Raw genomic sequence first — 19,505 nt, 5'->3', positions numbered from 1 at the left:
GTATCAATGAGAGAATTTATGGACATCATCAAGTTTATTATTGATTTCATTCTGCATATTGATGTGCACCTGGCCGAACTGGTCGCACAATACGGCATGTGGGTCTACGCTATTCTGTTCCTGATCCTGTTTTGCGAGACCGGTTTGGTGGTGACGCCGTTCCTGCCGGGGGATTCTTTGCTGTTCGTCGCCGGCGCGCTGGCGGCTTTGCCGACCAACGATCTGAACGTGCACACCATGGTGGCGTTGATGGCCGTGGCGGCGATCATCGGTGATGCGGTGAACTACACTATCGGGCGGTTGTTCGGCGAGAAGCTGTTCAGCAACCCGAATTCGAAAATCTTCCGCCGCAGCTACCTGGATAAAACGCATCAGTTTTATGAGAAGCACGGCGGGAAAACGATTATTCTGGCGCGATTCGTGCCGATCGTGCGTACTTTTGCGCCGTTCGTCGCCGGCATGGGGCATATGTCCTATCGCCACTTCGCCGCCTACAACGTGATTGGCGCACTGGTTTGGGTGCTGCTCTTCACTTATGCTGGCTACCTGTTCGGCGATCTGCCGGTGGTGCAGGAGAACCTGAAACTGCTGATCGTCGGGATCATCATCGTTTCGATTCTGCCGGGCGTGATTGAAATTTGGCGCCACAAGCGCGCCGCCGCCCGCCAGCAAAAACAATAAAAACATCGCTCAACCTGTCGGTTCGACCAGTTTTTTGTCCACAGCGTCGGGCCGATATGGTTTAATGAGCGACATTATGGTCTGTTCCTGCGAACAACCCTGAAGCCGATGCCTCGGTCGCGCGCTTGCCGCGCGGCGAACGGGCATTTTTTCATTGGGGGTGTTTTCAGGGGGATTGTTAAAGCATGAACAGCGGACTGGCGTGTGCCAGGTTCAAACAGAAAGGTCATCGATGAGCTGGATTGAACGAATTCTTAACAAGAGCAATATCACACAAACCCGTAAGGCGAGCATTCCTGAAGGGGTCTGGACCAAATGCGACAGCTGCGGCCAGGTTCTCTACCGCGCCGAGCTGGAGCGTAATCTGGAAGTGTGTCCGAAGTGCGACCACCATATGCGTATGAGCGCGCGCGCGCGTCTGCATACCCTGCTGGATGAAGGCAGCGAAGTGGAGTTGGGCAGCGATCTGGAGCCGAAAGACGTTCTGAAATTCAAGGATTCCAAGCGCTATAAAGATCGTCTGGTCGCCGCACAGAAAGCGACCGGCGAGAAAGATGCGCTGGTGGTGATGAAGGGCACGCTGTACGGCATGCCGATCGTCGCGGCGTCCTTTGAATTCGCCTTCATCGGCGGTTCGATGTCTTCCGTGGTTGGCGCGCGTTTCGTGCGTGCGGTTGAGCAGGCGCTGGAGGACAACTGTCCGCTGGTGTGCTTCTCCGCCAGCGGCGGCGCGCGCATGCAGGAAGCGCTGATGTCGCTGATGCAGATGGCGAAAACCAGCGCGGCGTTGGCCAAAATGCAGGAGCGCGGCTTGCCGTACATCTCCGTGCTGACCGACCCGACCATGGGCGGCGTCTCCGCCAGCCTGGCGATGCTGGGCGACATCAACATCGCCGAGCCGAAAGCGCTGATCGGCTTTGCCGGCCCGCGCGTGATCGAGCAGACCGTGCGCGAGAAACTGCCGCCGGGCTTCCAGCGCAGCGAGTTCCTGATCGAAAAAGGCGCGATCGATATGATCGTTCGCCGCCCGGAAATGCGCCAAACGCTGGCGAGCATTCTGTCCAAGCTGACCAACCAGCCGCAGCCGCATTTCGATGAGGCCGCGCCGGTCATTGAGCCGGAGCAGCAGGCCGACGCCTGAGGCAAAGACGGATCCCGCCCGGGTTCAGCCGCCACTTTGTGGCTAAGTGACGGCTGATGCCCGTTCCCTGCCGGCCGCAGCCTATGACGTTGCGGTTTGCAGGTGGGCGGCAGTGACGAAGCGCATCGCCTTTACCGCGGTGAGGGTGGTGCCCTGATGGATTAATGAACCCAAGTTCAGTGATGGGACTCATGCAAAACCACCAAATTCCCCAAGCCACGTCGCCATTGAGCTCGTGGCTTTACTATCTGGAACGTCTGCACAGCCAGGCGATCGAACTCGGCCTCGAGCGCGTACAGCGCGTCGCGGCGCATCTGGACTTACTGACCCCCGCTCCCACGGTGTTCACCGTTGCCGGCACTAACGGCAAAGGCACGACCTGTCGCACCCTTGAAGCCATTCTGCTGGCCGCCGGCCTGCGCGTCGGCGTTTACAGTTCACCGCATCTGGTGCGCTACACCGAACGCGTGCGCATTCAGGGGGAAGAGTTGAGCGAAGCGGAGCACAGCCGCTCGTTTGCCGCCATTGAAGCCGGCCGCGGCGAAACGTCGCTGACCTATTTCGAATTCGGCACCCTGTCGGCGCTGCAGCTGTTCAAACAGGCGCGGCTGGACGTGGTGATCCTGGAAGTCGGCCTGGGCGGGCGTCTCGACGCCACCAACATCGTCGATCCGAGCGTGGCGGTGATCACCAGCATCGCGCTCGATCACACCGACTGGCTGGGCAACGATCGCGAAAGCATCGGCCGAGAAAAGGCCGGCATTTTCCGCAGCGGCAAGCCGGCGGTAGTGGGTGAACCCGACATGCCGGACAGCATTCGCCAGGTCGCCGAAACGCTGGGCGCGCCGCTGTATCGCCGTGGTGAAGCCTGGAGCTTCAGCGAGCAGGGCGATCGCTGGCAGTGGCAGGGCGGCGACACGCTGCTGACCGATCTGCCGACGCCGAACGTGCCGCTGGCCAACGCCGCTACCGCGCTGGCGGCGCTGAACTGTTCCCCGTTGGAAATCGACGAGCGCGCGATCTTCACCGGGCTGCAGCAGGCGACGCTGCCGGGGCGTTTCCAGATCGTGCGGCGGGAGCCGATGCTGATCCTCGATGTGGCGCACAACCCGCACGCCGCCGGCTATCTCGCCGGGCGTCTGGCCAAGCTGCCGCGCGACGGCGGCAAGGTGCGCGCGGTGGTGGGCATGCTGTCGGACAAGGACATCGCCGGTACGCTGGCCTGCCTGAGCGAGCAGGTGGATGAATGGTACTGCGCACCGCTCGACGGCCCGCGCGGCGCCAGCGTTGAACTGCTGGCGCAACATCTGGCGGAACCGCGACGCTTTAATGATGTCGAAACTGCCTGGCGGCAGGCTATGCAGGATGCTGATAAACAGGATATTGTGATCGTCTGTGGATCGTTCCACACCGTTGCGCAGGTGATGGCGGCGTCAGACGAGATGCGGGGAGTGTGAGTGGCGAGTAAATTTCAGAACCGACTGGTCGGAACCGTGATTCTGGTGGCGCTGGGGGTGATCATCCTGCCAGGGTTGCTGGACGGCAAAAAGAAGCATTACGAGGATGAATTCGCGGCCATTCCTTTGGTGCCGAAGGCGGGCGACGTCGAAGAGAACGACGTGTTGCCGCCGGTGACGCAGCCGTTGCCGGCGCAGCCGCCGGAAGGGGCGGGCGCGCTGGTCGAGCAGCAGGCGGCCAACGAAGCGGCGGCGCAACAGGCGGTGCGACAGAATGCTCAGCAACCGACGCAGGTGGCGCCGCCGCCGGTCGAGACGCGTCCTCAGCCGGTGCAGCAGCAGCCTAAGCCGAAACCGGTGGAAACCAAACCGGTAGAGGTGAAACCGAAACCGGCGCCGCAGCCGAAGCCGGTGGAAGTGAAACCGACGCCTAAGCCGGAGCCGAAACCTGAACCGACGCCGAAGCCTGAGCCGGCACCGCAGCTGAAACCGGCGGAAGAAAAAGCGCCGGCCGGGCAAGCCTATGTCGTGCAGCTCGGGGCGTTGAAGAATGCCGCCAAGGCGAATGAGATTGTCGCTTCGCTGCGTCTTTCGGGCTATCGCGCCTTCACTGTGCCATCAACGCCGGTGCAAGGGCAGATCACCCGCATCTACGTCGGCCCGGATGCTTCCAAGCAGAAGCTGCAGGCGGCATTGCCGTCGCTGAACTCGATCAGCGGGCTGAGCGGGCAGGTGAAGCCGTACGGTCGTTAAACCCCGCAGGGGCGCAGCAGGATGCGCCCCTGAATTAAGGAGTGGTGGAGAGATCGCTAGAGAAACCGCGCCTTTTACAGGCGAAATCACCTATGTAGGCGCGGCGATTGGGAATTTTTTAATCGCCGCTTTTTATTTGTAACGTGGTAGGAAATCCCCTACGCAAACGTTTTCTTTTTCTGTTAGAATTCGCCGCGAATTGGATGCAGGGGCGATTCATCATTGGAATAGTTCATGGTCTGGATTGATTACGTCATTATAGCGGTGATTGGATTTTCGGCTCTGGTGAGCCTGATCCGAGGGTTTGTTCGCGAAGCATTGTCACTTGTGACATGGGGATGTGCGTTTTTTGTTGCCAGCCATTTCTACTCTTACCTTGCGGTCTATTTCACTCGTTTTGAAGATGAACTGGTGCGAAACGGCATCGCGATCGCGATTTTGTTCATCGCGACCCTGATCGTAGGGGCTATTGTTAACTATGTGATTAGCTCACTGGTAGAGAAAACCGGGCTGTCGGGCACCGACAGGGTGCTGGGCATCTGCTTCGGCGCATTGCGCGGCGTGTTGATCGTTGCGGCGATCCTGTTCTTCCTGGATACCTTTACCGGCTTTTCACAAAGTGCCGACTGGAAACAGTCGCAGCTGATTCCCCAGTTCAGTTACGTCATCAGGTGGTTCTTTGACTACCTGCAGAGCACGTCGAGTTTCTTGCCGACCCAATTGCCGGGGCGGTAGCGCTGATGAGGAAAAGACAACATGTGCGGTATTGTCGGTATCGCCGGTTTTATGCCGGTAAACCAGTCGATTTATGATGCGCTGACGGTGCTTCAGCACCGTGGCCAGGATGCCGCAGGCATCGTCACCATTGACGCCCACAACGGGTTCCGTTTGCGCAAAGCCAACGGCCTGGTGAAGGATGTATTTGAGGCGCGCCATATGCAACGCTTGCAGGGCAACATGGGCATTGGCCATGTGCGTTACCCGACGGCCGGCAGCTCGAGCGCCTCTGAGGCCCAGCCTTTCTACGTCAACTCGCCGTTCGGCATTACGCTGGCCCACAACGGCAACCTGACCAATGCCCATGAGCTGCGCCAAAAGCTGTTCGAAAGCGGCCGCCGCCATGTCAACACCACCTCCGACTCGGAAATCCTGCTGAACGTGCTGGCCAGCGAGCTGGACCGCTTCCCGCATTATCCGCTGGAGGCCGACAACATCTTTACCGCGGTCGCCGCCATGCATCAGCAACTGCGCGGCGCTTACGCCTGCGTGGCGATGATTATCGGCCACGGCCTGCTGGCGTTCCGCGACCCGTACGGCATTCGTCCGCTGGTGATCGGCAAACGCACGCTGGAAGATGGCCGCAGCGAGTATATGGTGGCTTCCGAGAGCGTGGCGCTGGATACCCTGGGCTTTGAATTCCTGCGCGACGTGGCGCCGGGCGAAGCGGTGTACATCACCACCAAAGGCCAGCTGTTCACCCGCCAGTGCGCAGAGAATCCGAAAACCAATCCGTGCCTGTTCGAATACGTCTATTTCGCGCGCCCGGACTCCTTTATGGACAAGATCTCGGTCTACAGCGCCCGCGTGCGCATGGGCCAGAAGCTGGGCGAGAAGATTGCCCGCGAATGGGAAGATCTGGACATCGACGTGGTGATCCCGATTCCGGAAACCTCCTGCGACATCGCGCTGGAGATCGCGCGCATTCTCGACAAACCCTACCGCCAGGGCTTTGTGAAGAACCGCTACGTCGGCCGCACCTTCATCATGCCGGGCCAGCAGGCGCGTCGTCAGTCGGTGCGCCGCAAGCTGAACGCCAACCGCGCCGAGTTCCGCGACAAGAACGTGCTGCTGGTGGATGATTCCATCGTGCGCGGCACGACCTCAGAGCAGATCGTCGAGATGGCGCGCGAAGCGGGCGCCAAGCGCGTGTACCTGGCTTCCGCCGCGCCGGAAGTGCGTTTCCCTAACGTCTACGGCATCGACATGCCGAGCGCCAACGAACTGATCGCCCACGGGCGCGAAGTGGATGAAATCCGCCAAATCATCGGCGCCGATGGGCTGATCTTCCAGGACCTCGACGATCTGATCGAAGCGGTGCGTGAAGAAAACCCGGACATCACCCAGTTCGAATGCTCGGTATTCAACGGTATCTACGTGACCAAAGACGTCGATCAAAGCTATCTGGAATACCTGGAGTCGCTGCGCAACGACGACGCCAAGGCGCTGCGGGGACAAACCGAAGCGGAAAATCTGGAACTGCATAACGAAGGCTAACCGCCTGCGTTGATCCATCAGGGGGCATCGCCGCGTCTGCGGCGGTGCGCCTTGCTCCTGTGAACTTGCTTATCCCTCGCCATTGCGGCAAAGTCTGCCTGATCTTATTTTTTACTTTTTACGGCAGAGGCCATTCTTCATGAAACGACTCATCATCGGCATTTCCGGCGCCAGCGGCGCGATCTACGGCGTGCGCCTGTTGCAGGTCTTGCGCGACGTCGCAGAGGTGGAAACCCATCTGGTGATGAGCAACGCTGCAAGGCAGACGCTGGCGCTGGAAACGCCGTACAGTCTGCGTGAAGTGCAGGCGCTGGCCGATGTGGTTCACGATGCGCGCGATATCGCCGCCGCCATCTCTTCCGGTTCCTTCAAAACCCTGGGCATGGCGATTTTGCCTTGTTCAGTCAAAACGCTGTCCGGCATCGTCAACAGCTACAGCGACGGGCTGCTGACCCGCGCCGCCGACGTGGTGCTGAAAGAACGCCGCCGCCTGGTATTGTGCGTGCGTGAAACGCCGTTGCACCTTGGGCACCTGCGGCTGATGACGCAGGCGGTGGAAATGGGTGCGGTGATCATGCCCCCGGTGCCGGCGTTTTATCACCAGCCGAAAAGCGTGGAAGACATCATCGATCAGACCGTCAATCGGGTGATCGATCAGTTTGATATCGAATTGCCGGCCGATCTGTTCACCCGTTGGCAGGGTGCTGATTAACATTTCTATCCCCAAATTGGTACATTTGTGCAACACCGCACTGAATTAGGGCGGCTAATGCACCATAATGATCCCACTTCATCACGTTCACTGTTTCATGGCGCCGTCCTGTCGCGGCTGCCAGTGGCGCGGCCCCGAGCGGCCGATTTAATTTTGCGGTTATCGTCCCAGGAAACAGTATTGTGAAGGCCGGAGCCGTTCCCTCCGCCCGTAGCACCTAATGTGGCACGATTACTGCAAATTGATTTGGTGGGGAAAAGTAATGCCCGTAGTGGCATCAAAAAAATCAATTTGAGGGTAATTTATGAAAAAGCTGGTTAAGGTTCTTCCTTTAGTCTTGGCTTTGGCGGCCGCAAACAGCGCATTCGCCGCTATCCCATCGACATTGAAGATTGGCACCGATCCGACTTATGCGCCGTTTGAATCCAAAAACGCCAAAGGCGAGCTGGTCGGCTTCGATATCGATTTGGCCAAAGAGCTGTGCAAACGCATAAATACCCAATGCACCTTCGTGGAGAGCGACTTTGACGCGCTGATCCCATCCCTCAAGGCGAAAAAGATCGACGCTATCATCTCTTCGCTATCCATCACCGAAAAACGCCAGCAGGAAATCGCCTTTACCGACAAGCTGTATGCCGCCAACGCCCGCCTGATCGCGCCGAAGGGGTCTAAGCTGTTGCCTACCGTGGATGCGTTGAAAGGCAAGAGCGTGGGCGTGCTGCAGGGCACGACCCAGGAAGCCTACGCCAATGCCATGTGGCAGCCGAAGGGCGTCACCGTGGTGCCTTATCAGAACCAGGATCTGGTCTACGCCGATCTGGCCTCCGGGCGTATCGACGCTGCCTTCCAGGATGAAGTGGCGGGCAGCGATGGCTTCCTGAAACAGCCGCCGGGCAAAGACTATGCGTTCGCCGGCGAATCGGTGAAGGATGACAAATTCTTTGGCGTCGGCACCGGCATGGGGCTGCGCAAAACCGATACCGAGCTGAAAGCGGCGCTGGACAAAGCCTTCGCCGAGATGCGCAAAGACGGCACCTACGATAAATACGCGAAAAAGTACTTCGACTTCGACGTCTACGGCGGCTAATCCGCTAACCGTTCCATGCTGTGACTGCGGGGCCGGTGCGCCGGCTCCGATGGTTCGGATCCTAGACGACAGGGTGAAGTAGATGCTGCAAGGCTATTCCCAACTGATTTTCGAGGGGGCTCTGGTGACGCTGGAGTTGGCCCTCAGTTCCGTATTGTTGGCGGTGGTGATCGGGTTGATCGGCGCCGGCGGCAAACTCTCCCACAACCCCCTTATTTCCGGCCTGTTCGGCGCTTACACCACGCTGATCCGCGGCGTGCCCGATCTGGTGCTGATGCTGCTGATTTTTTATGGCCTGCAAATCGCTTTGAACAACATCACCACGCTGCTCGGTTTCTCGCAGATCGATATCGACCCGCTCGGCGCCGGCATCATTACCCTCGGTTTTATTTACGGCGCGTACTTTACCGAAACCTTCCGCGGTGCCTACTTGGCGGTGCCGAAAGGGCAGATTGAGGCGGCGACGGCCTACGGCTTCAGCGGCGCGCAGATCTTTCGGCGCATTTTGTTCCCGGCGATGATGCGCTTCGCCTTACCGGGCATCGGCAATAACTGGCAGGTGATCCTGAAGGCGACGGCGCTGGTGTCTATCCTTGGCCTGAACGACGTGGTGAAAGCCACGCAGTTGGCGGGGAAAGGCACCTATCAGCCGTTCTTCTTCGCCATCGTAGCCGGCGTGGTTTACCTGATTTTCACTACCGTTTCCAACGGCGTGCTGTTGTGGCTTGAACGGCGTTACTCACTGGGCGTCAAGAGGGCCGAGCTATGATCGAGATTTTGCAACAGTATTGGCAGTCGCTGCTGTGGAGCGACGGCTACCGTTTCACCGGCGTGGCGGTCACGCTGTGGCTGCTGATCGCCTCCGTGGTGATGGGCGGGCTGCTGGCGATCCCGATGGCGGTGGCGCGCGTCTCTTCCCTGCGCTGGGTGCGTTTCCCGGTGTGGCTCTACACCTACGTGTTTCGCGGCACGCCGCTGTACGTGCAGTTGCTGGTGTTCTACTCCGGCATGTACAGCCTGGAAATCGTGCGCGGCAGCGAGTTTCTCAACGCGTTTTTCCGCAGCGGGCTCAACTGCACCATCCTGGCGCTGACGCTCAACACCTGCGCATATACCACCGAGATTTTCGCCGGGGCGATCCGCTCGGTGCCGCACGGTGAAATCGAGGCCGCCAACGCTTACGGTTTCTCGCGCTTCAAGATGTATCGCTGCATCATTTTGCCTTCGGCGCTGCGCACCGCGCTGCCGGCCTACAGCAACGAAGTGATCCTGATGCTGCACTCCACCGCGCTGGCGTTTACCGCCACCGTGCCGGACCTGCTGAAGATTGCGCGCGACATCAATGCCGCGACCTATCAGCCGTTTTACGCTTTCGGCATTGCGGCGGTGTTGTACCTGATCATCTCCTACGTGTTAATCAGCCTGTTCCGCAAAGCTGAAAAACGCTGGATGGCACACGTTAGTCACTGATAAATGACGGGAAGAAAAACCATGTCTGAGAATAAATTAGCCGTCACGGAACTGCACAAACGCTATGGCGATCACGAGGTGCTGAAGGGCGTCTCGCTGGCGGCCAACGCCGGGGATGTGATCAGCATCATCGGCTCCTCCGGCTCCGGCAAAAGCACCTTTCTGCGCTGCATCAACTTCCTCGAGAAGCCGAGCGAAGGCTCGATCAGCCTGAACAACGAAGATATTCGCATGGTGCGCGACAAGGACGGCCAGCTGAAGGTATTCGACAAGAAGCAGCTGCAGCTGCTGCGCACCCGCCTGACCATGGTGTTCCAGCATTTTAACCTGTGGAGCCATATGACGGTGCTGGAGAACGTGATGGAGGCGCCGGTGCAGGTGCTGGGGCTGAGCAAGGCCGACGCGCACGAGCGCGCGGTGCGCTACCTGGATAAAGTGGGCATCGACGAGCGGGCGCGCGGCAAGTACCCGGTGCACCTGTCTGGCGGCCAGCAGCAGCGCGTCTCCATTGCCCGCGCATTGGCGATGGAGCCGGAAGTGCTGCTGTTTGACGAACCGACGTCGGCGCTGGATCCCGAGTTGGTGGGTGAGGTGCTGCGCATCATGCAGAAGCTGGCGGAGGAGGGAAAAACCATGGTGGTGGTGACGCACGAAATGGAATTTGCGCGCCACGTTTCGAACCACGTGATCTTCCTGCACAAAGGGTTGATCGAAGAGCAGGGCCCGCCTGCCGAGCTGTTCGGCAATCCCAAAAGCCCGCGCCTGCAGCAGTTCCTGTCCGGCGCGTTGAAGTAACCTCAGATCAGCGGGCTTCGGCCCGCTGATTGACAACGTCATCCAATGCCTGTTCCAGCTCCAGATAACGGAAGTGGAAACCGGCCTCTTCCAGGCGCTTCGGCACCGCCCGCTGGCCGCCGAGCACCAGCACCGCCGCTTCCCCCATCAACAGCCGCATGACGAACGCCGGCACCCGCAGAAACGCCGGGCGATCGAGCACGTTGGCCAATTGGGCGGCGAATTGCTCGTTGTGCACCGGGTAGGGAGCGACCATGTTGAACGGGCCGCTCAGGGTGGCGTGATCCAGCAGATAAATAATGCCGTTGACCATGTCTTCGAGGTGGATCCACGGCAGGTATTGGCGACCGTCGCCGATCGGGCCGCCTAGCCCGAAGCGGAACGGCGGCAGCATTTTGGCCAGCGCGCCGCCCTGTGGCGCCAGCACCACGCCGGTGCGCAGCAGGCAGACGCGGGTGGCGTCGCTTTGCGCCTGCAGCGCCAGCGCTTCCCAGCGTTGACACAACTGGTGGGTGAATTCGTCGTGCGGCGGCTCCTCTTCGGTCACCACCGCCTGCCCCTGATCGCCGTAGTAGCCGACGGCGGAACCGGAAATCAACACGCCGGGGGGCGTGCTGCCGGCCTTGATCAGCTTCGCCAAGCGTTCGGTCAGATCCCAGCGGCTGCGGCACAGCCGCTCTTTCTGCTGCGCGCTCCAGCGCTTGTCGGCGATAGGTTCGCCGGCCAGGTTGATCACCGCGTCAAATTCATCCAGCGATTGCCGGTCGTCCAGCGTTCGCCAATAGCTCGGCCGGTCGCCCAGCCGGGCTCGGGCTCGCCGTTCGTCTCGGGTCAGCACCGTAATGTGGTGAGAAAGCGCCAGCAGTCTTGCCGTCAGGCTGCTGCCTATCAATCCCGTTGCGCCGGTGATCAGGATCCGCATGGTCGACCTCCCTGAATTAGTCCCGGCGGTAGCTCATGGTCATGGAAACCGAGTCGGCGTAGCGCAGGGCCAGAAGTTTATCTATCTCCACTTCAGCATAGGTCACCCAGGCGTGTTCTTTTACGATATCGAGCACATCCTGCGTTAATTTTTCCAGCAACGCGAAACGGTTATCTTCCACATGGCGGATGATCGCTTTGGTGATGGTGCGGTAGTTGAGCGCATCGGCGATATCTTCGCTGTTGCGCGCCTTGTCCGCCGGGTAGTGGATCACCACGTTGATCAGGACGTCCTGTCGGTTGTTGATTTCCTCTTCCTTGATACCGATGAACGTGCGCAGCCGCAGATTTTTAATGCGAATAACGGCGTCGGGTTGACTGAAAGACATCAGAGATTCTCCATAGGTCTGATTATTAGCGTTCAGAATACACGGAAAGTAGGGAAATGATAACGCAGGGACGATGTGACTCCCCGGCCGACGGGGAGTCGGGGGGGCACTTAGGCTTGTTCGGCCAGTTTGTAGGCGCGCTCGGTCGCCGGGCGATTGCTGATGCGCTCGAACCAGTTGCGCACCGCCGGGTAATCCGCCAGATCGATGCGCTGGCGCGGATGCGACACGACCCACGGGTAGGTGGCGATATCGGCGATGCTGTAGTTATCGCCGCCCAGGTACGGGTGTTTTTGCAGTTCAGCTTCCAGCACGCCGTACAGCCGCTTGGTCTCCAGATGGTAACGCTCGATGGCGTAAGGCACCGGCTGCGGCGCGTAGTGGTTAAAGTGGTGATTCTGCCCGAGCATCGGCCCGAATCCGGCCACTTGCCAGAACAGCCACTGCAGGGTAGCGGCGCGTTCGCGCAGGCCCTTGCTCAGCAGCTTGCCGGTCTTCTCCGCCAGATACAGCAGGATTTCCCCGGATTCGAACAGGCTGATCGGCGCGCCGCCGTCCACCGGTTGCTGATCGACGATCGCCGGGATTTTGTTGTTGGGAGAAATGCTCAGAAAGTCCGGCTTGAATTGCTCGCCGGCGCTGATGTTTACGCGATGGATACGGTAGGGTAAGCCGACCTCTTCCAAAAACAAGGTGATCTTGTGACCATTGGGAGTAGGCGCGTAATACAGGTCAATCATGTTGCCTCCTGCGGTAAGGTGATCTGTAATTCATTACACGTTGCTGCGGTCTTCGCCGCGCACAAAGGTATATCAGAGATCCAACAATAGCAGCTAAGGATAGCAGGCTATGTGGGATTCGTCCGATGCTATCTGCGCAGTTGGATCACAATTCTCCACCGGGGCGGGCGGCGGTTTGCCGCACGGCGCCGGCGCGGTAAAATGGCGATTATTTCCCTCTATAGGACAAGGTTATGAAGCTGATGTTCGCCTCGGATATCCACGGTTCGCTGCCGGCTACCGAACGCGTGCTGGAATTGTTCGCACAACACGGCGCCGACTGGTTGATTCTTCTGGGTGATTTGCTGAATCACGGCCCGCGCAACGCGCTGCCCGCCGGGTATCAGCCCGCTCAGGTTGCCGAACGATTGAATCGCTATAGCGACAAGATCATCGCCGTTCGCGGCAATTGCGACAGCGAGGTCGATCAGATGCTGCTGACGTTTCCCATCGAGGCGCCCTGGCAACAGGTTTTACTGCAAAAAAGACGATTGTTTTTGACCCACGGTCACCTTTATCATCCCTCGGCACTGCCGCCGTTATCCTGCGGTGACGTCTTGGCCTATGGCCATACGCATCTGCCGCAGGCGGAGCGGCAGGGTAAGATCTATTGCTTCAATCCGGGCTCGGTCAGCATCCCGAAAGGGGGCTTTCCCGCCAGCTACGGCATGTTGGAAAGCGGCACTTTGCGCGTGCTGACGCTCGACGACGGCAAGGTCGTCGCGGAGGTGGCGTTAACACGCTAAACGCACTAATTTATACACACACAATAAAAATCTTTGAAAAACACTCATTGATTAACCAGCGCGCGGGATTGCATCGCGCCAAAATAGAAGGTTTTAGAGGATGGCGGAACAGGGTCAGGCTGCAGATACCGAGTGGGTTGATATCGTCGACGAGCAAAACGAGGTGATTGCTCAATCCAGTCGTCAACAGATGCGGGCGGAGCGGCTGCGTCATCGTGCTACCTATATTGTGGTGCATGATGGGATGGGAAAAATTCTGGTGCAGCGTCGCACCGAGATCAAGGACTTCTACCCGGGCTGGCTGGACGCGACGGCGGGCGGCGTAGTGCAAAGCGGTGAAAACGTGCTGGATTCGGCGCGCCGCGAGGCGGAAGAGGAGCTGGGCATCGCCGGCGTGCCTTTCGCCGAGCACGGTCTGTTCTACTTCGAGGAAGAGCAGTGCCGGGTGTGGGGGGCGCTGTTCAGCTGCGTATCGCACGGGCCGTTCGCGCTGCAGGAAGAAGAAGTGGCCGAGGTGTGCTGGCTGACGCCGGAAGAGATCACCGCCCGCTGTGACGAGTTTACCCCGGATTCGCTGAAGGCGCTGTCGCTGTGGCTGACGCGCAACAATGAACAGGATTACGGCAAGCCGCTCGACAATCACTGAGCCGCCTGCGCATGGAAAAGCCGGTCATCGACCGGCTTTTTTTACGGGCGGATTCAGCAGCTGTCGCGGCGGCACAGCGTGGCGGGCAGGGAGCCTGGCGGCTGCCAGGGATGCTCGTTCAGCCGCGCCAGCAGCGCCTGGCCGGCCTGAATGCCGATGTCGCGATGCGGAATGGTCATGGTGGTCAGCGGCGGCTGGCACACCCGGCTGAACTCGCTGTTGCCGAAGCCCACCACCGCCAGATTATCCGGCACCTTGATGCGCCGCCGCTGGCATTCATACAGCACGCCGCCCGCCAGTTCGTCCGACGCGCACACCAGCGCGTCCAGCTCCGGCCAGGCCAGCAAGAATTCCGGCAGCTGCTGCGCGCCGGTGCTGAAGCTGGCGGGCTGCGCGGCGTTGATGACCCGATGCGGCGACATATGGTTGCGCAGCAGCGCCTTGTGCCAGCCCTGCAGGTGCTGCTGGAAAATCCACTGCTCCTGATTGGCGCACAGCAGCCCGATATTCTGGTAACCGCTGGCGATCACCGTTTGCGTCAGCTGATACATGGCCGCCACGTAATCGATGCCGATGCTCATGTCGATCGGATCGGCGCGTACGGCGCCGATCTCCACCACCGGAATGTTGGCGGCGATCAACGCGTTGCGGGCATTTTGCGAATGCTCGACGCTGAGCAGCACCGCCGCCGCCAGGTTGTAAGAGAGCAGCGTCTCCAGCAGTTTCTCCTCGCGTTCCAGGTGGTGCTGCGACTCCGCCAGCATGATGTGATAGCCGGCGGGCTGCAGCACTTTCTGCAGCCCGGCGAACATCTCGGCGCAGCCGGATTCGGACAGGCTGGGCACCACCATGGCGATCGTGTAGGACGAGGCCGAGGCCAGCGAGCTGGCGGCCAGGTTGGGCAGATAGCCCAGCTCGTTTACCGCCGCGTCTATCTTCTCGCGCAGTTTGTCCGAAACCTGTTCCGGCGTGCGCAGCGCGCGCGACACCGTCATGGTGCCGACGCCCGCCAGCTGCGCTACGTCAGCCAACGTCACCCTGCCTGTGCTGCGGCGTTTTTTACCGATCGACATGCCTAATCCCGACTGAAATGCGCGCGCGGCGCATAAAGATTGTGATGGTGGGAAGCCGACGGCGCGGCTTCGACGATCCCAGTATGCGGCACATTCTACCCCGTAACCCGGAAGAGCGAGAAAAAATTGTGGTTAACGCCGCGCCGCGGCATGGCGTTTTGATAGCGCTATCACAGTTCTGCATGATAGCGCTTTGGTAGCGCTATCTTTGTGATGCCAATCACTGTGCAGCCGAGAGGGGTTGATTAAAGTTTTACCGTCATCGGTGAATTAATCACCGGCCGAAACCATCAACGCTTGGGAGGGTAACGTGCTGAAAGAATGGCTGACCGCCGACCATATACAGCTGTGCAAACGGGTGGAGGACTGGCGCCAGGCGGTAACGCTGAGCGCGCAACCGCTGCTGCAACGCGGCGTGATTACGCCGAATTACCTGACGGCCATCTTTCATCAGCAGGAGCAGCTTGGCCCCTACTTCGTCCTGGCGCCGGGCATCGCGATGCCGCACGCGCGGCCGGAGCAGGGCGCCAACGCGCTGGGGCTGTCGCTGTTGAAGATCCACCAGGGCGTGAATTTTCATTCTGCGGATAACGATCCGGTTCAGGTGGTGGTGATGCTTTCCGCACCCGACGGCAACAGTCACATTGAAATGATTTCGCAGTTGGCGGAATTATTTTCCGATAACACGGCGATGGAGGCGTTATTTCACGCCACAGATAAACGGCAAATTGAGGATATTATCGCCCGCTATTAACGTTTAATCACCAGGAACATTATTAATGCCCATAACGTCGGGAATATTCCCGGCGGCGCTACCCTACACGCTAAATTCAACAGGTGGATATCATGAAAATCATGGCGATTTGCGGTTCAGGTCTCGGCAGCAGCTTTATGGTGGAAATGAACATTAAAAAGGTGCTGAAAAAGATGGGGGTGGAGGCCGAGGTCGAACACTCCGATCTGTCGTCCGCCACTCCCGGCGCCGCCGACGTGTTCGTGATGGCGAAAGACATCGCCGACAGCGCCAGCGTACCGGCCGAGCAGCTGGTGGTGATCAGCAACATCATCGACATTAATGAGCTGGAAGCCAAGCTGCGCGCTTACTTCGAAGCCCACTCAATCATCTGAATAAAACGATTGGCGAGGTGGATATGTTTATCCAGGAAACGCTTAAGTTTGTGGTGGATATATTAAAGGTGCCTTCGGTACTGGTCGGGCTTATTGCGCTGATCGGTTTGCTGGCGCAAAAGAAATCGTTTTCCGACGTGGTGAAAGGCACGGTAAAAACCATTCTCGGCTTTATCGTTTTGGGCGGCGGCGCCACGGTATTGGTCGGATCGCTCAATCCGCTGGGCGGCATGTTCGAACACGCGTTTAATATTCAGGGCATCATTCCGAATAACGAAGCCATCGTCTCCATCGCGCTGGAGAAATACGGCGCTTCCACCGCGCTGATCATGGCGTTCGGCATGGTGGCGAATATCGTGGTGGCGCGTTTTACCCGATTGAAATACATCTTCCTCACCGGCCACCACACCTTCTACATGGCCTGCATGATCGGCATCATCCTGACGGTGGCGGGCTTCGAGGGCGTACAGCTGGTGTTCACCGGCGCGCTGACCCTGGGGCTGGTGATGGCGTTCTTCCCGGCGATCGCCCAGCGCTATATGCGCCGCATCACCGGCAACGACGATATCGCCTTCGGCCACTTCGGCACCCTGGGCTATGTGCTGTCCGGTTGGATCGGCTCGAAAGTGGGGAAAAACTCGCGCTCGACCGAAGAGATGAACCTGCCGAAAAACCTCAGTTTCCTGCGCGACAGCTCCATTTCTATCTCGATGACCATGATCGTCATCTACCTGATCCTGGCGATCTGTGCCGGGCGGGCCTATGTGGAAAGCGAGCTCAGCGGCGGCCAGAACTACCTGGTGTATTCGATTATCCAGGCCATCACCTTCGCCGCCGGGGTATTCATCATCCTGCAGGGCGTGCGCTTGATTCTGGCGGAGATCGTGCCGGCGTTCACCGGCTTCTCGGAAAAGCTGGTGCCTAACGCGCGGCCGGCGCTGGATTGCCCGGTGGTTTACCCCTATGCCCCCAACGCGGTGCTGATCGGCTTCCTGTTCAGCTTCCTCGGCGGGTTGGCCGGGCTGTTCCTGCTGGGGCAACTGAAGATGGTGCTGATCCTGCCCGGCGTAGTGCCGCATTTCTTCACCGGCGCTACCGCCGGGGTGTTCGGCAACGCCACCGGCGGGCGGCGCGGCGCGATGCTGGGCGCTTTCGCCAACGGTCTGCTGATCACCTTCCTGCCGGTGCTGCTGCTGCCGGTGCTGGGGGCGCTGGGCTTTGCCAACACCACCTTCTCCGACGCCGACTTCGGCGCGATCGGCATCCTGCTGGGCAACATGGCGCGCTTTATGTCGAAAGAGATGATCATGCTGGCGATTGTCGCCGTGTTTGCGCTGCTGGTGGCGCATAACTTCCTGGGAAAACGCAAAGGCGCGCCGGCCGCTGACCGCGTCGAGAAATAATGAGGGCAGAGTGATGAACGACACAACGAGCGAAACGGAAATTGAAGAGCTGCGCGCCCTGGCGCGCGCCATCCGCCTGGAAACATTGAAGGCGTTGACCGGGCTGGGGTTCGGCCACTACGGCGGTTGCATGTCGGTGGTCGAGACGCTGGCGGTATTGTACGGCGGCGTGATGCGCATCGATCCGGCGGATCCGGACTGGCCGGAGCGCGATGACTTCGTGCTGTCGAAGGGGCACGCCGGCCCGGCGCTGTACAGCACGCTGGCGATCAAGGGCTACTTCCCGCTGGCGGAGTTGCAAACCCTCAATCAGAACGGCACGCGCCTGCCGAGCCATCCGGACCGGCTGCGCACGCGCGGCGTGGATGCCACTACCGGCTCGCTGGGGCAGGGGGTGTCGATCGCCGCCGGCATGGCGCTGTCCCATCGGCTGGCGGGGCGCCGCAATCGGGTGTTCAGCATCCTCGGCGACGGTGAACTGAACGAAGGGCAGTGCTGGGAGGCGTTCCAGTTTATCGCCCACCACAATCTGAACAACCTGACGCTGTTTATCGATTACAACAAACAGCAGCTGGACGGTGCGCTGGACGAGGTGATCCAACCGTTCGATCTGGCCGCCAAGTTCCGCGCTTTCGGCTTTGAGGTGCAGACCATCAAGGGCGACGACATTGCGGCGCTGCTGGCGGCGGTGAGGCCGGCGCGCGGCAGAGAACAGCGGCCGCTGGCGATCGTGCTCGACAGCATCAAGGGACAGGGGGTGACCTATTTGGAAAACCTGTCGAACTCACACCACCTGCGCCTGACGCCGGACGTGCAGCAGGAGATTGAAAAAGCCATCGCCGAACTGGAGGCCGCCCATGTTTAACGTAGTGACGCAGTTGGAAAACGACGCCGTCGAAATGCGCAAAGTCTATGCCGGCGCGGTGCGGCGGCAGATTGAAGCGGGCGCGCCGATCATCGCGCTGGAGGCGGATCTGATGAGCTCCATGGCGATGGACGGCGTGCATAAGGATCACCCGCAGCACGTGATTAACTGCGGCATCATGGAGGCTAACGTGATCGGCGTCGCCGCCGGGCTGTCGCTGACCGGCCGGGTGCCTTTCGTGCACACCTTTACCGCCTTCGCCAGCCGCCGCTGTTTCGATCAGCTGTTCATGTCGCTGGATTATCAGCGCAACAACGTCAAGGTGATCGCTTCCGACGCTGGGGTGAGCGCCTGCCACAACGGCGGCACCCACATGTCGTTCGAGGATATGGGCATCGTGCGCGGGCTGGCGCACTCGGTGGTGCTGGAAGTGACCGACGCCACCATGTTCGCCGACATTCTGCGCCAGCTGATGGATCTGCGCGGCTTCTACTGGGTGCGCACCATCCGCAAGCAGGCGACGCGCATCTACCAGGACGGCTCGCGCTTTACCATCGGCAAGGGTAACCTGCTGCGCGACGGCGACGATATCACGCTGATCGCCAACGGCATCATGGTGGCGGAGGCGCTGAAGGCGGCGGAGATGCTGGCGCGGCAGGGCGTCAGCGCGGCGGTGATCGATATGTTCACCCTCAAGCCTATTGACCGTGAACTGATCAAAACCTACGCGGCCAAGACCGGACGCATCGTCACCTGTGAAAACCACAGCATTCATAACGGGCTGGGGTCGGCGGTGGCGGAGGTATTGGCGGAGGAATGCCCGACGCCGATGCGGCGCGTGGGGGTGAAGGAGCGTTACGGCCAGGTGGGCACCCAGGCGTTTTTACAGCAGGAGTACGGCCTGACCGCCGAGCACATTCTGGAGGCTGCCGGGCAGTTATTGTAAAGCAGAATAGGAATTACCGGCATACTTAATCGGTAATCGAATTGGTTATTACCCGCGAGTTGTTCTGCCCTGAGACGTTTATCAACATGCTATCCATTATAAAGTCCCTTAGGGGACTTTTTTTTCATTGATAATAACTGGTCAATACAGGGATAAAATATGATAATGAGAAAATAAATCAAATAAATACAACGTGTTAAATTTATTTGGTGAATGATTTTCGTCATGCTGTCTTATTC

Annotated in this window: 22 protein-coding genes; 18 read left to right on the top strand and 4 right to left on the bottom strand. The window is 59.5% G+C overall.

All coding sequences use genetic code 11. The features are described from left to right. Positions 1–18 precede the first annotated feature (18 nt). From ACSBQV_RS12800 to hisP, 11 genes are all read left to right on the top strand, one after another. On the top strand, positions 19–681 hold the full coding sequence (locus ACSBQV_RS12800) for a DedA family protein (protein ID WP_004936130.1): 663 nt from the start codon (positions 19–21) through the stop codon (positions 679–681). Positions 682–913: 232 nt separating this feature from the next. Next, complete coding sequence (gene accD / locus ACSBQV_RS12795) at positions 914–1,822, top strand: acetyl-CoA carboxylase, carboxyltransferase subunit beta (protein WP_033643880.1); 909 nt, start codon at positions 914–916, stop codon at positions 1,820–1,822. A gap of 191 nt (positions 1,823–2,013) precedes the next feature. Beyond that, positions 2,014–3,279, top strand: coding sequence for a bifunctional tetrahydrofolate synthase/dihydrofolate synthase (folC, locus tag ACSBQV_RS12790; RefSeq protein WP_033643879.1), 1,266 nt, complete (start codon positions 2,014–2,016; stop codon positions 3,277–3,279). Then, positions 3,280–4,032 (top strand): cell division protein DedD, encoded by a 753-nt coding sequence (gene dedD / locus ACSBQV_RS12785; protein ID WP_099782583.1) that lies wholly within the window; start codon positions 3,280–3,282, stop codon positions 4,030–4,032. It abuts the gene before it with no gap. 234 nt (positions 4,033–4,266) lie between these two features. Then, the gene (gene cvpA, locus ACSBQV_RS12780) at positions 4,267–4,767 is read left to right on the top strand and encodes a colicin V production protein (protein WP_004936119.1); all 501 of its coding nucleotides are present in this window, start codon (positions 4,267–4,269) and stop codon (positions 4,765–4,767) included. Between the two features lie 21 nt (positions 4,768–4,788). Then, on the top strand, positions 4,789–6,306 hold the full coding sequence (purF, locus tag ACSBQV_RS12775) for an amidophosphoribosyltransferase (protein WP_033632500.1): 1,518 nt from the start codon (positions 4,789–4,791) through the stop codon (positions 6,304–6,306). A 139-nt stretch (positions 6,307–6,445) separates the two neighbouring features. Then, positions 6,446–7,018 carry a UbiX family flavin prenyltransferase gene (locus ACSBQV_RS12770; RefSeq protein ID WP_033643877.1) on the top strand — a complete coding sequence of 191 codons (573 nt, stop codon included), beginning with the start codon at positions 6,446–6,448 and terminating at the stop codon, positions 7,016–7,018. Positions 7,019–7,322: 304 nt separating this feature from the next. Continuing rightward, complete coding sequence (gene hisJ, locus ACSBQV_RS12765; RefSeq protein ID WP_033643876.1) at positions 7,323–8,105, top strand: histidine ABC transporter substrate-binding protein HisJ; 783 nt, start codon at positions 7,323–7,325, stop codon at positions 8,103–8,105. 82 nt (positions 8,106–8,187) lie between these two features. Then, complete coding sequence (locus tag ACSBQV_RS12760) at positions 8,188–8,874, top strand: histidine ABC transporter permease HisQ (RefSeq protein ID WP_033635345.1); 687 nt, start codon at positions 8,188–8,190, stop codon at positions 8,872–8,874. Beyond that, positions 8,871–9,575 (top strand): ABC transporter permease, encoded by a 705-nt coding sequence (locus ACSBQV_RS12755; protein WP_033643875.1) that lies wholly within the window; start codon positions 8,871–8,873, stop codon positions 9,573–9,575. The genes ACSBQV_RS12760 and ACSBQV_RS12755 overlap by 4 nt, the downstream gene beginning before the upstream one ends. 21 nt (positions 9,576–9,596) lie before the next feature. Next, entirely contained in the window at positions 9,597–10,370 is a 774-nt protein-coding gene (gene hisP / locus ACSBQV_RS12750; RefSeq protein ID WP_004936098.1) for a histidine ABC transporter ATP-binding protein HisP, read from the top strand. Between the two features lie 7 nt (positions 10,371–10,377). Here the strand turns inward: hisP and ACSBQV_RS12745 are convergent, their stop codons facing one another. The 3 genes from ACSBQV_RS12745 to yfcG all read right to left on the bottom strand — a co-directional run bounded on the left by ACSBQV_RS12745 (position 10,378) and on the right by yfcG (position 12,420). Then, the gene (locus ACSBQV_RS12745; protein WP_033643873.1) at positions 10,378–11,292 is read right to left on the bottom strand and encodes a TIGR01777 family oxidoreductase; all 915 of its coding nucleotides are present in this window, start codon (positions 11,290–11,292) and stop codon (positions 10,378–10,380) included. Positions 11,293–11,308: 16 nt separating this feature from the next. Then, the gene (folX, locus tag ACSBQV_RS12740) at positions 11,309–11,680 is read right to left on the bottom strand and encodes a dihydroneopterin triphosphate 2'-epimerase (RefSeq protein ID WP_025303682.1); all 372 of its coding nucleotides are present in this window, start codon (positions 11,678–11,680) and stop codon (positions 11,309–11,311) included. A gap of 110 nt (positions 11,681–11,790) precedes the next feature. Continuing rightward, positions 11,791–12,420 carry a GSH-dependent disulfide bond oxidoreductase gene (yfcG, locus tag ACSBQV_RS12735; RefSeq protein WP_016926886.1) on the bottom strand — a complete coding sequence of 210 codons (630 nt, stop codon included), beginning with the start codon at positions 12,418–12,420 and terminating at the stop codon, positions 11,791–11,793. Positions 12,421–12,653: 233 nt separating this feature from the next. Here yfcG and yfcE point away from each other — a divergent pair, with 233 nt between their 5' ends. Beyond that, positions 12,654–13,205, top strand: coding sequence for a phosphodiesterase (gene yfcE, locus ACSBQV_RS12730; RefSeq protein WP_099782587.1), 552 nt, complete (start codon positions 12,654–12,656; stop codon positions 13,203–13,205). Positions 13,206–13,305: 100 nt separating this feature from the next. Further along, positions 13,306–13,851, top strand: coding sequence for an NUDIX hydrolase YfcD (gene yfcD / locus ACSBQV_RS12725; RefSeq protein ID WP_004936086.1), 546 nt, complete (start codon positions 13,306–13,308; stop codon positions 13,849–13,851). Between the two features lie 53 nt (positions 13,852–13,904). On the opposite strand, the gene ACSBQV_RS12720 is transcribed toward yfcD, so the two are convergent. Beyond that, the gene (locus ACSBQV_RS12720) at positions 13,905–14,924 is read right to left on the bottom strand and encodes a LacI family DNA-binding transcriptional regulator (protein ID WP_033651947.1); all 1,020 of its coding nucleotides are present in this window, start codon (positions 14,922–14,924) and stop codon (positions 13,905–13,907) included. 310 nt (positions 14,925–15,234) lie between these two features. Here ACSBQV_RS12720 and ACSBQV_RS12715 point away from each other — a divergent pair, with 310 nt between their 5' ends. The 5 genes from ACSBQV_RS12715 to ACSBQV_RS12695 all read left to right on the top strand — a co-directional run bounded on the left by ACSBQV_RS12715 (position 15,235) and on the right by ACSBQV_RS12695 (position 19,266). Continuing rightward, positions 15,235–15,678 carry a PTS sugar transporter subunit IIA gene (locus ACSBQV_RS12715; RefSeq protein WP_099782589.1) on the top strand — a complete coding sequence of 148 codons (444 nt, stop codon included), beginning with the start codon at positions 15,235–15,237 and terminating at the stop codon, positions 15,676–15,678. A 92-nt stretch (positions 15,679–15,770) separates the two neighbouring features. Beyond that, positions 15,771–16,052 carry a PTS sugar transporter subunit IIB gene (locus tag ACSBQV_RS12710; RefSeq protein ID WP_025303676.1) on the top strand — a complete coding sequence of 94 codons (282 nt, stop codon included), beginning with the start codon at positions 15,771–15,773 and terminating at the stop codon, positions 16,050–16,052. Between the two features lie 23 nt (positions 16,053–16,075). Next, on the top strand, positions 16,076–17,455 hold the full coding sequence (locus ACSBQV_RS12705; protein WP_004936074.1) for a PTS ascorbate transporter subunit IIC: 1,380 nt from the start codon (positions 16,076–16,078) through the stop codon (positions 17,453–17,455). 13 nt (positions 17,456–17,468) lie between these two features. Further along, positions 17,469–18,320 carry a transketolase gene (locus ACSBQV_RS12700; RefSeq protein WP_094141788.1) on the top strand — a complete coding sequence of 284 codons (852 nt, stop codon included), beginning with the start codon at positions 17,469–17,471 and terminating at the stop codon, positions 18,318–18,320. Beyond that, positions 18,313–19,266 carry a transketolase family protein gene (locus ACSBQV_RS12695; RefSeq protein ID WP_099782591.1) on the top strand — a complete coding sequence of 318 codons (954 nt, stop codon included), beginning with the start codon at positions 18,313–18,315 and terminating at the stop codon, positions 19,264–19,266. The genes ACSBQV_RS12700 and ACSBQV_RS12695 overlap by 8 nt, the downstream gene beginning before the upstream one ends. Positions 19,267–19,505: the final 239 nt, after the last annotated feature.

The sequence above is a fragment of the Serratia sp. B501 genome (assembly GCF_051172315.1).
GTDB lineage: Bacteria > Pseudomonadota > Gammaproteobacteria > Enterobacterales > Enterobacteriaceae > Serratia > Serratia ureilytica.
This window is presented reverse-complemented; position numbering and strand designations above follow the sequence as displayed.

What these genes read in the sequence shown, in the direction of transcription:
- accD (WP_033643880.1), top strand. Translation starts at nt 914, where the DNA reads ATGAGCTGGATTGAACGAATTCTTAACAAGAGCAATATCACACAAACC.
- ACSBQV_RS12700 (WP_094141788.1), top strand. Translation starts at nt 17,469, where the DNA reads ATGAACGACACAACGAGCGAAACGGAAATTGAAGAGCTGCGCGCCCTG.
- ACSBQV_RS12695 (WP_099782591.1), top strand. Translation starts at nt 18,313, where the DNA reads ATGTTTAACGTAGTGACGCAGTTGGAAAACGACGCCGTCGAAATGCGC.
- yfcG (WP_016926886.1), bottom strand. Translation starts at nt 12,420, where the DNA reads ATGATTGACCTGTATTACGCGCCTACTCCCAATGGTCACAAGATCACC.
- hisJ (WP_033643876.1), top strand. Translation starts at nt 7,323, where the DNA reads ATGAAAAAGCTGGTTAAGGTTCTTCCTTTAGTCTTGGCTTTGGCGGCC.
- hisP (WP_004936098.1), top strand. Translation starts at nt 9,597, where the DNA reads ATGTCTGAGAATAAATTAGCCGTCACGGAACTGCACAAACGCTATGGC.
- ACSBQV_RS12770 (WP_033643877.1), top strand. Translation starts at nt 6,446, where the DNA reads ATGAAACGACTCATCATCGGCATTTCCGGCGCCAGCGGCGCGATCTAC.
- folC (WP_033643879.1), top strand. Translation starts at nt 2,014, where the DNA reads ATGCAAAACCACCAAATTCCCCAAGCCACGTCGCCATTGAGCTCGTGG.
- ACSBQV_RS12745 (WP_033643873.1), bottom strand. Translation starts at nt 11,292, where the DNA reads ATGCGGATCCTGATCACCGGCGCAACGGGATTGATAGGCAGCAGCCTG.
- purF (WP_033632500.1), top strand. Translation starts at nt 4,789, where the DNA reads ATGTGCGGTATTGTCGGTATCGCCGGTTTTATGCCGGTAAACCAGTCG.
- ACSBQV_RS12710 (WP_025303676.1), top strand. Translation starts at nt 15,771, where the DNA reads ATGAAAATCATGGCGATTTGCGGTTCAGGTCTCGGCAGCAGCTTTATG.
- ACSBQV_RS12720 (WP_033651947.1), bottom strand. Translation starts at nt 14,924, where the DNA reads ATGTCGATCGGTAAAAAACGCCGCAGCACAGGCAGGGTGACGTTGGCT.
- ACSBQV_RS12755 (WP_033643875.1), top strand. Translation starts at nt 8,871, where the DNA reads ATGATCGAGATTTTGCAACAGTATTGGCAGTCGCTGCTGTGGAGCGAC.
- yfcE (WP_099782587.1), top strand. Translation starts at nt 12,654, where the DNA reads ATGAAGCTGATGTTCGCCTCGGATATCCACGGTTCGCTGCCGGCTACC.
- cvpA (WP_004936119.1), top strand. Translation starts at nt 4,267, where the DNA reads ATGGTCTGGATTGATTACGTCATTATAGCGGTGATTGGATTTTCGGCT.
- ACSBQV_RS12760 (WP_033635345.1), top strand. Translation starts at nt 8,188, where the DNA reads ATGCTGCAAGGCTATTCCCAACTGATTTTCGAGGGGGCTCTGGTGACG.
- ACSBQV_RS12705 (WP_004936074.1), top strand. Translation starts at nt 16,076, where the DNA reads ATGTTTATCCAGGAAACGCTTAAGTTTGTGGTGGATATATTAAAGGTG.
- ACSBQV_RS12800 (WP_004936130.1), top strand. Translation starts at nt 19, where the DNA reads ATGGACATCATCAAGTTTATTATTGATTTCATTCTGCATATTGATGTG.
- folX (WP_025303682.1), bottom strand. Translation starts at nt 11,680, where the DNA reads ATGTCTTTCAGTCAACCCGACGCCGTTATTCGCATTAAAAATCTGCGG.
- yfcD (WP_004936086.1), top strand. Translation starts at nt 13,306, where the DNA reads ATGGCGGAACAGGGTCAGGCTGCAGATACCGAGTGGGTTGATATCGTC.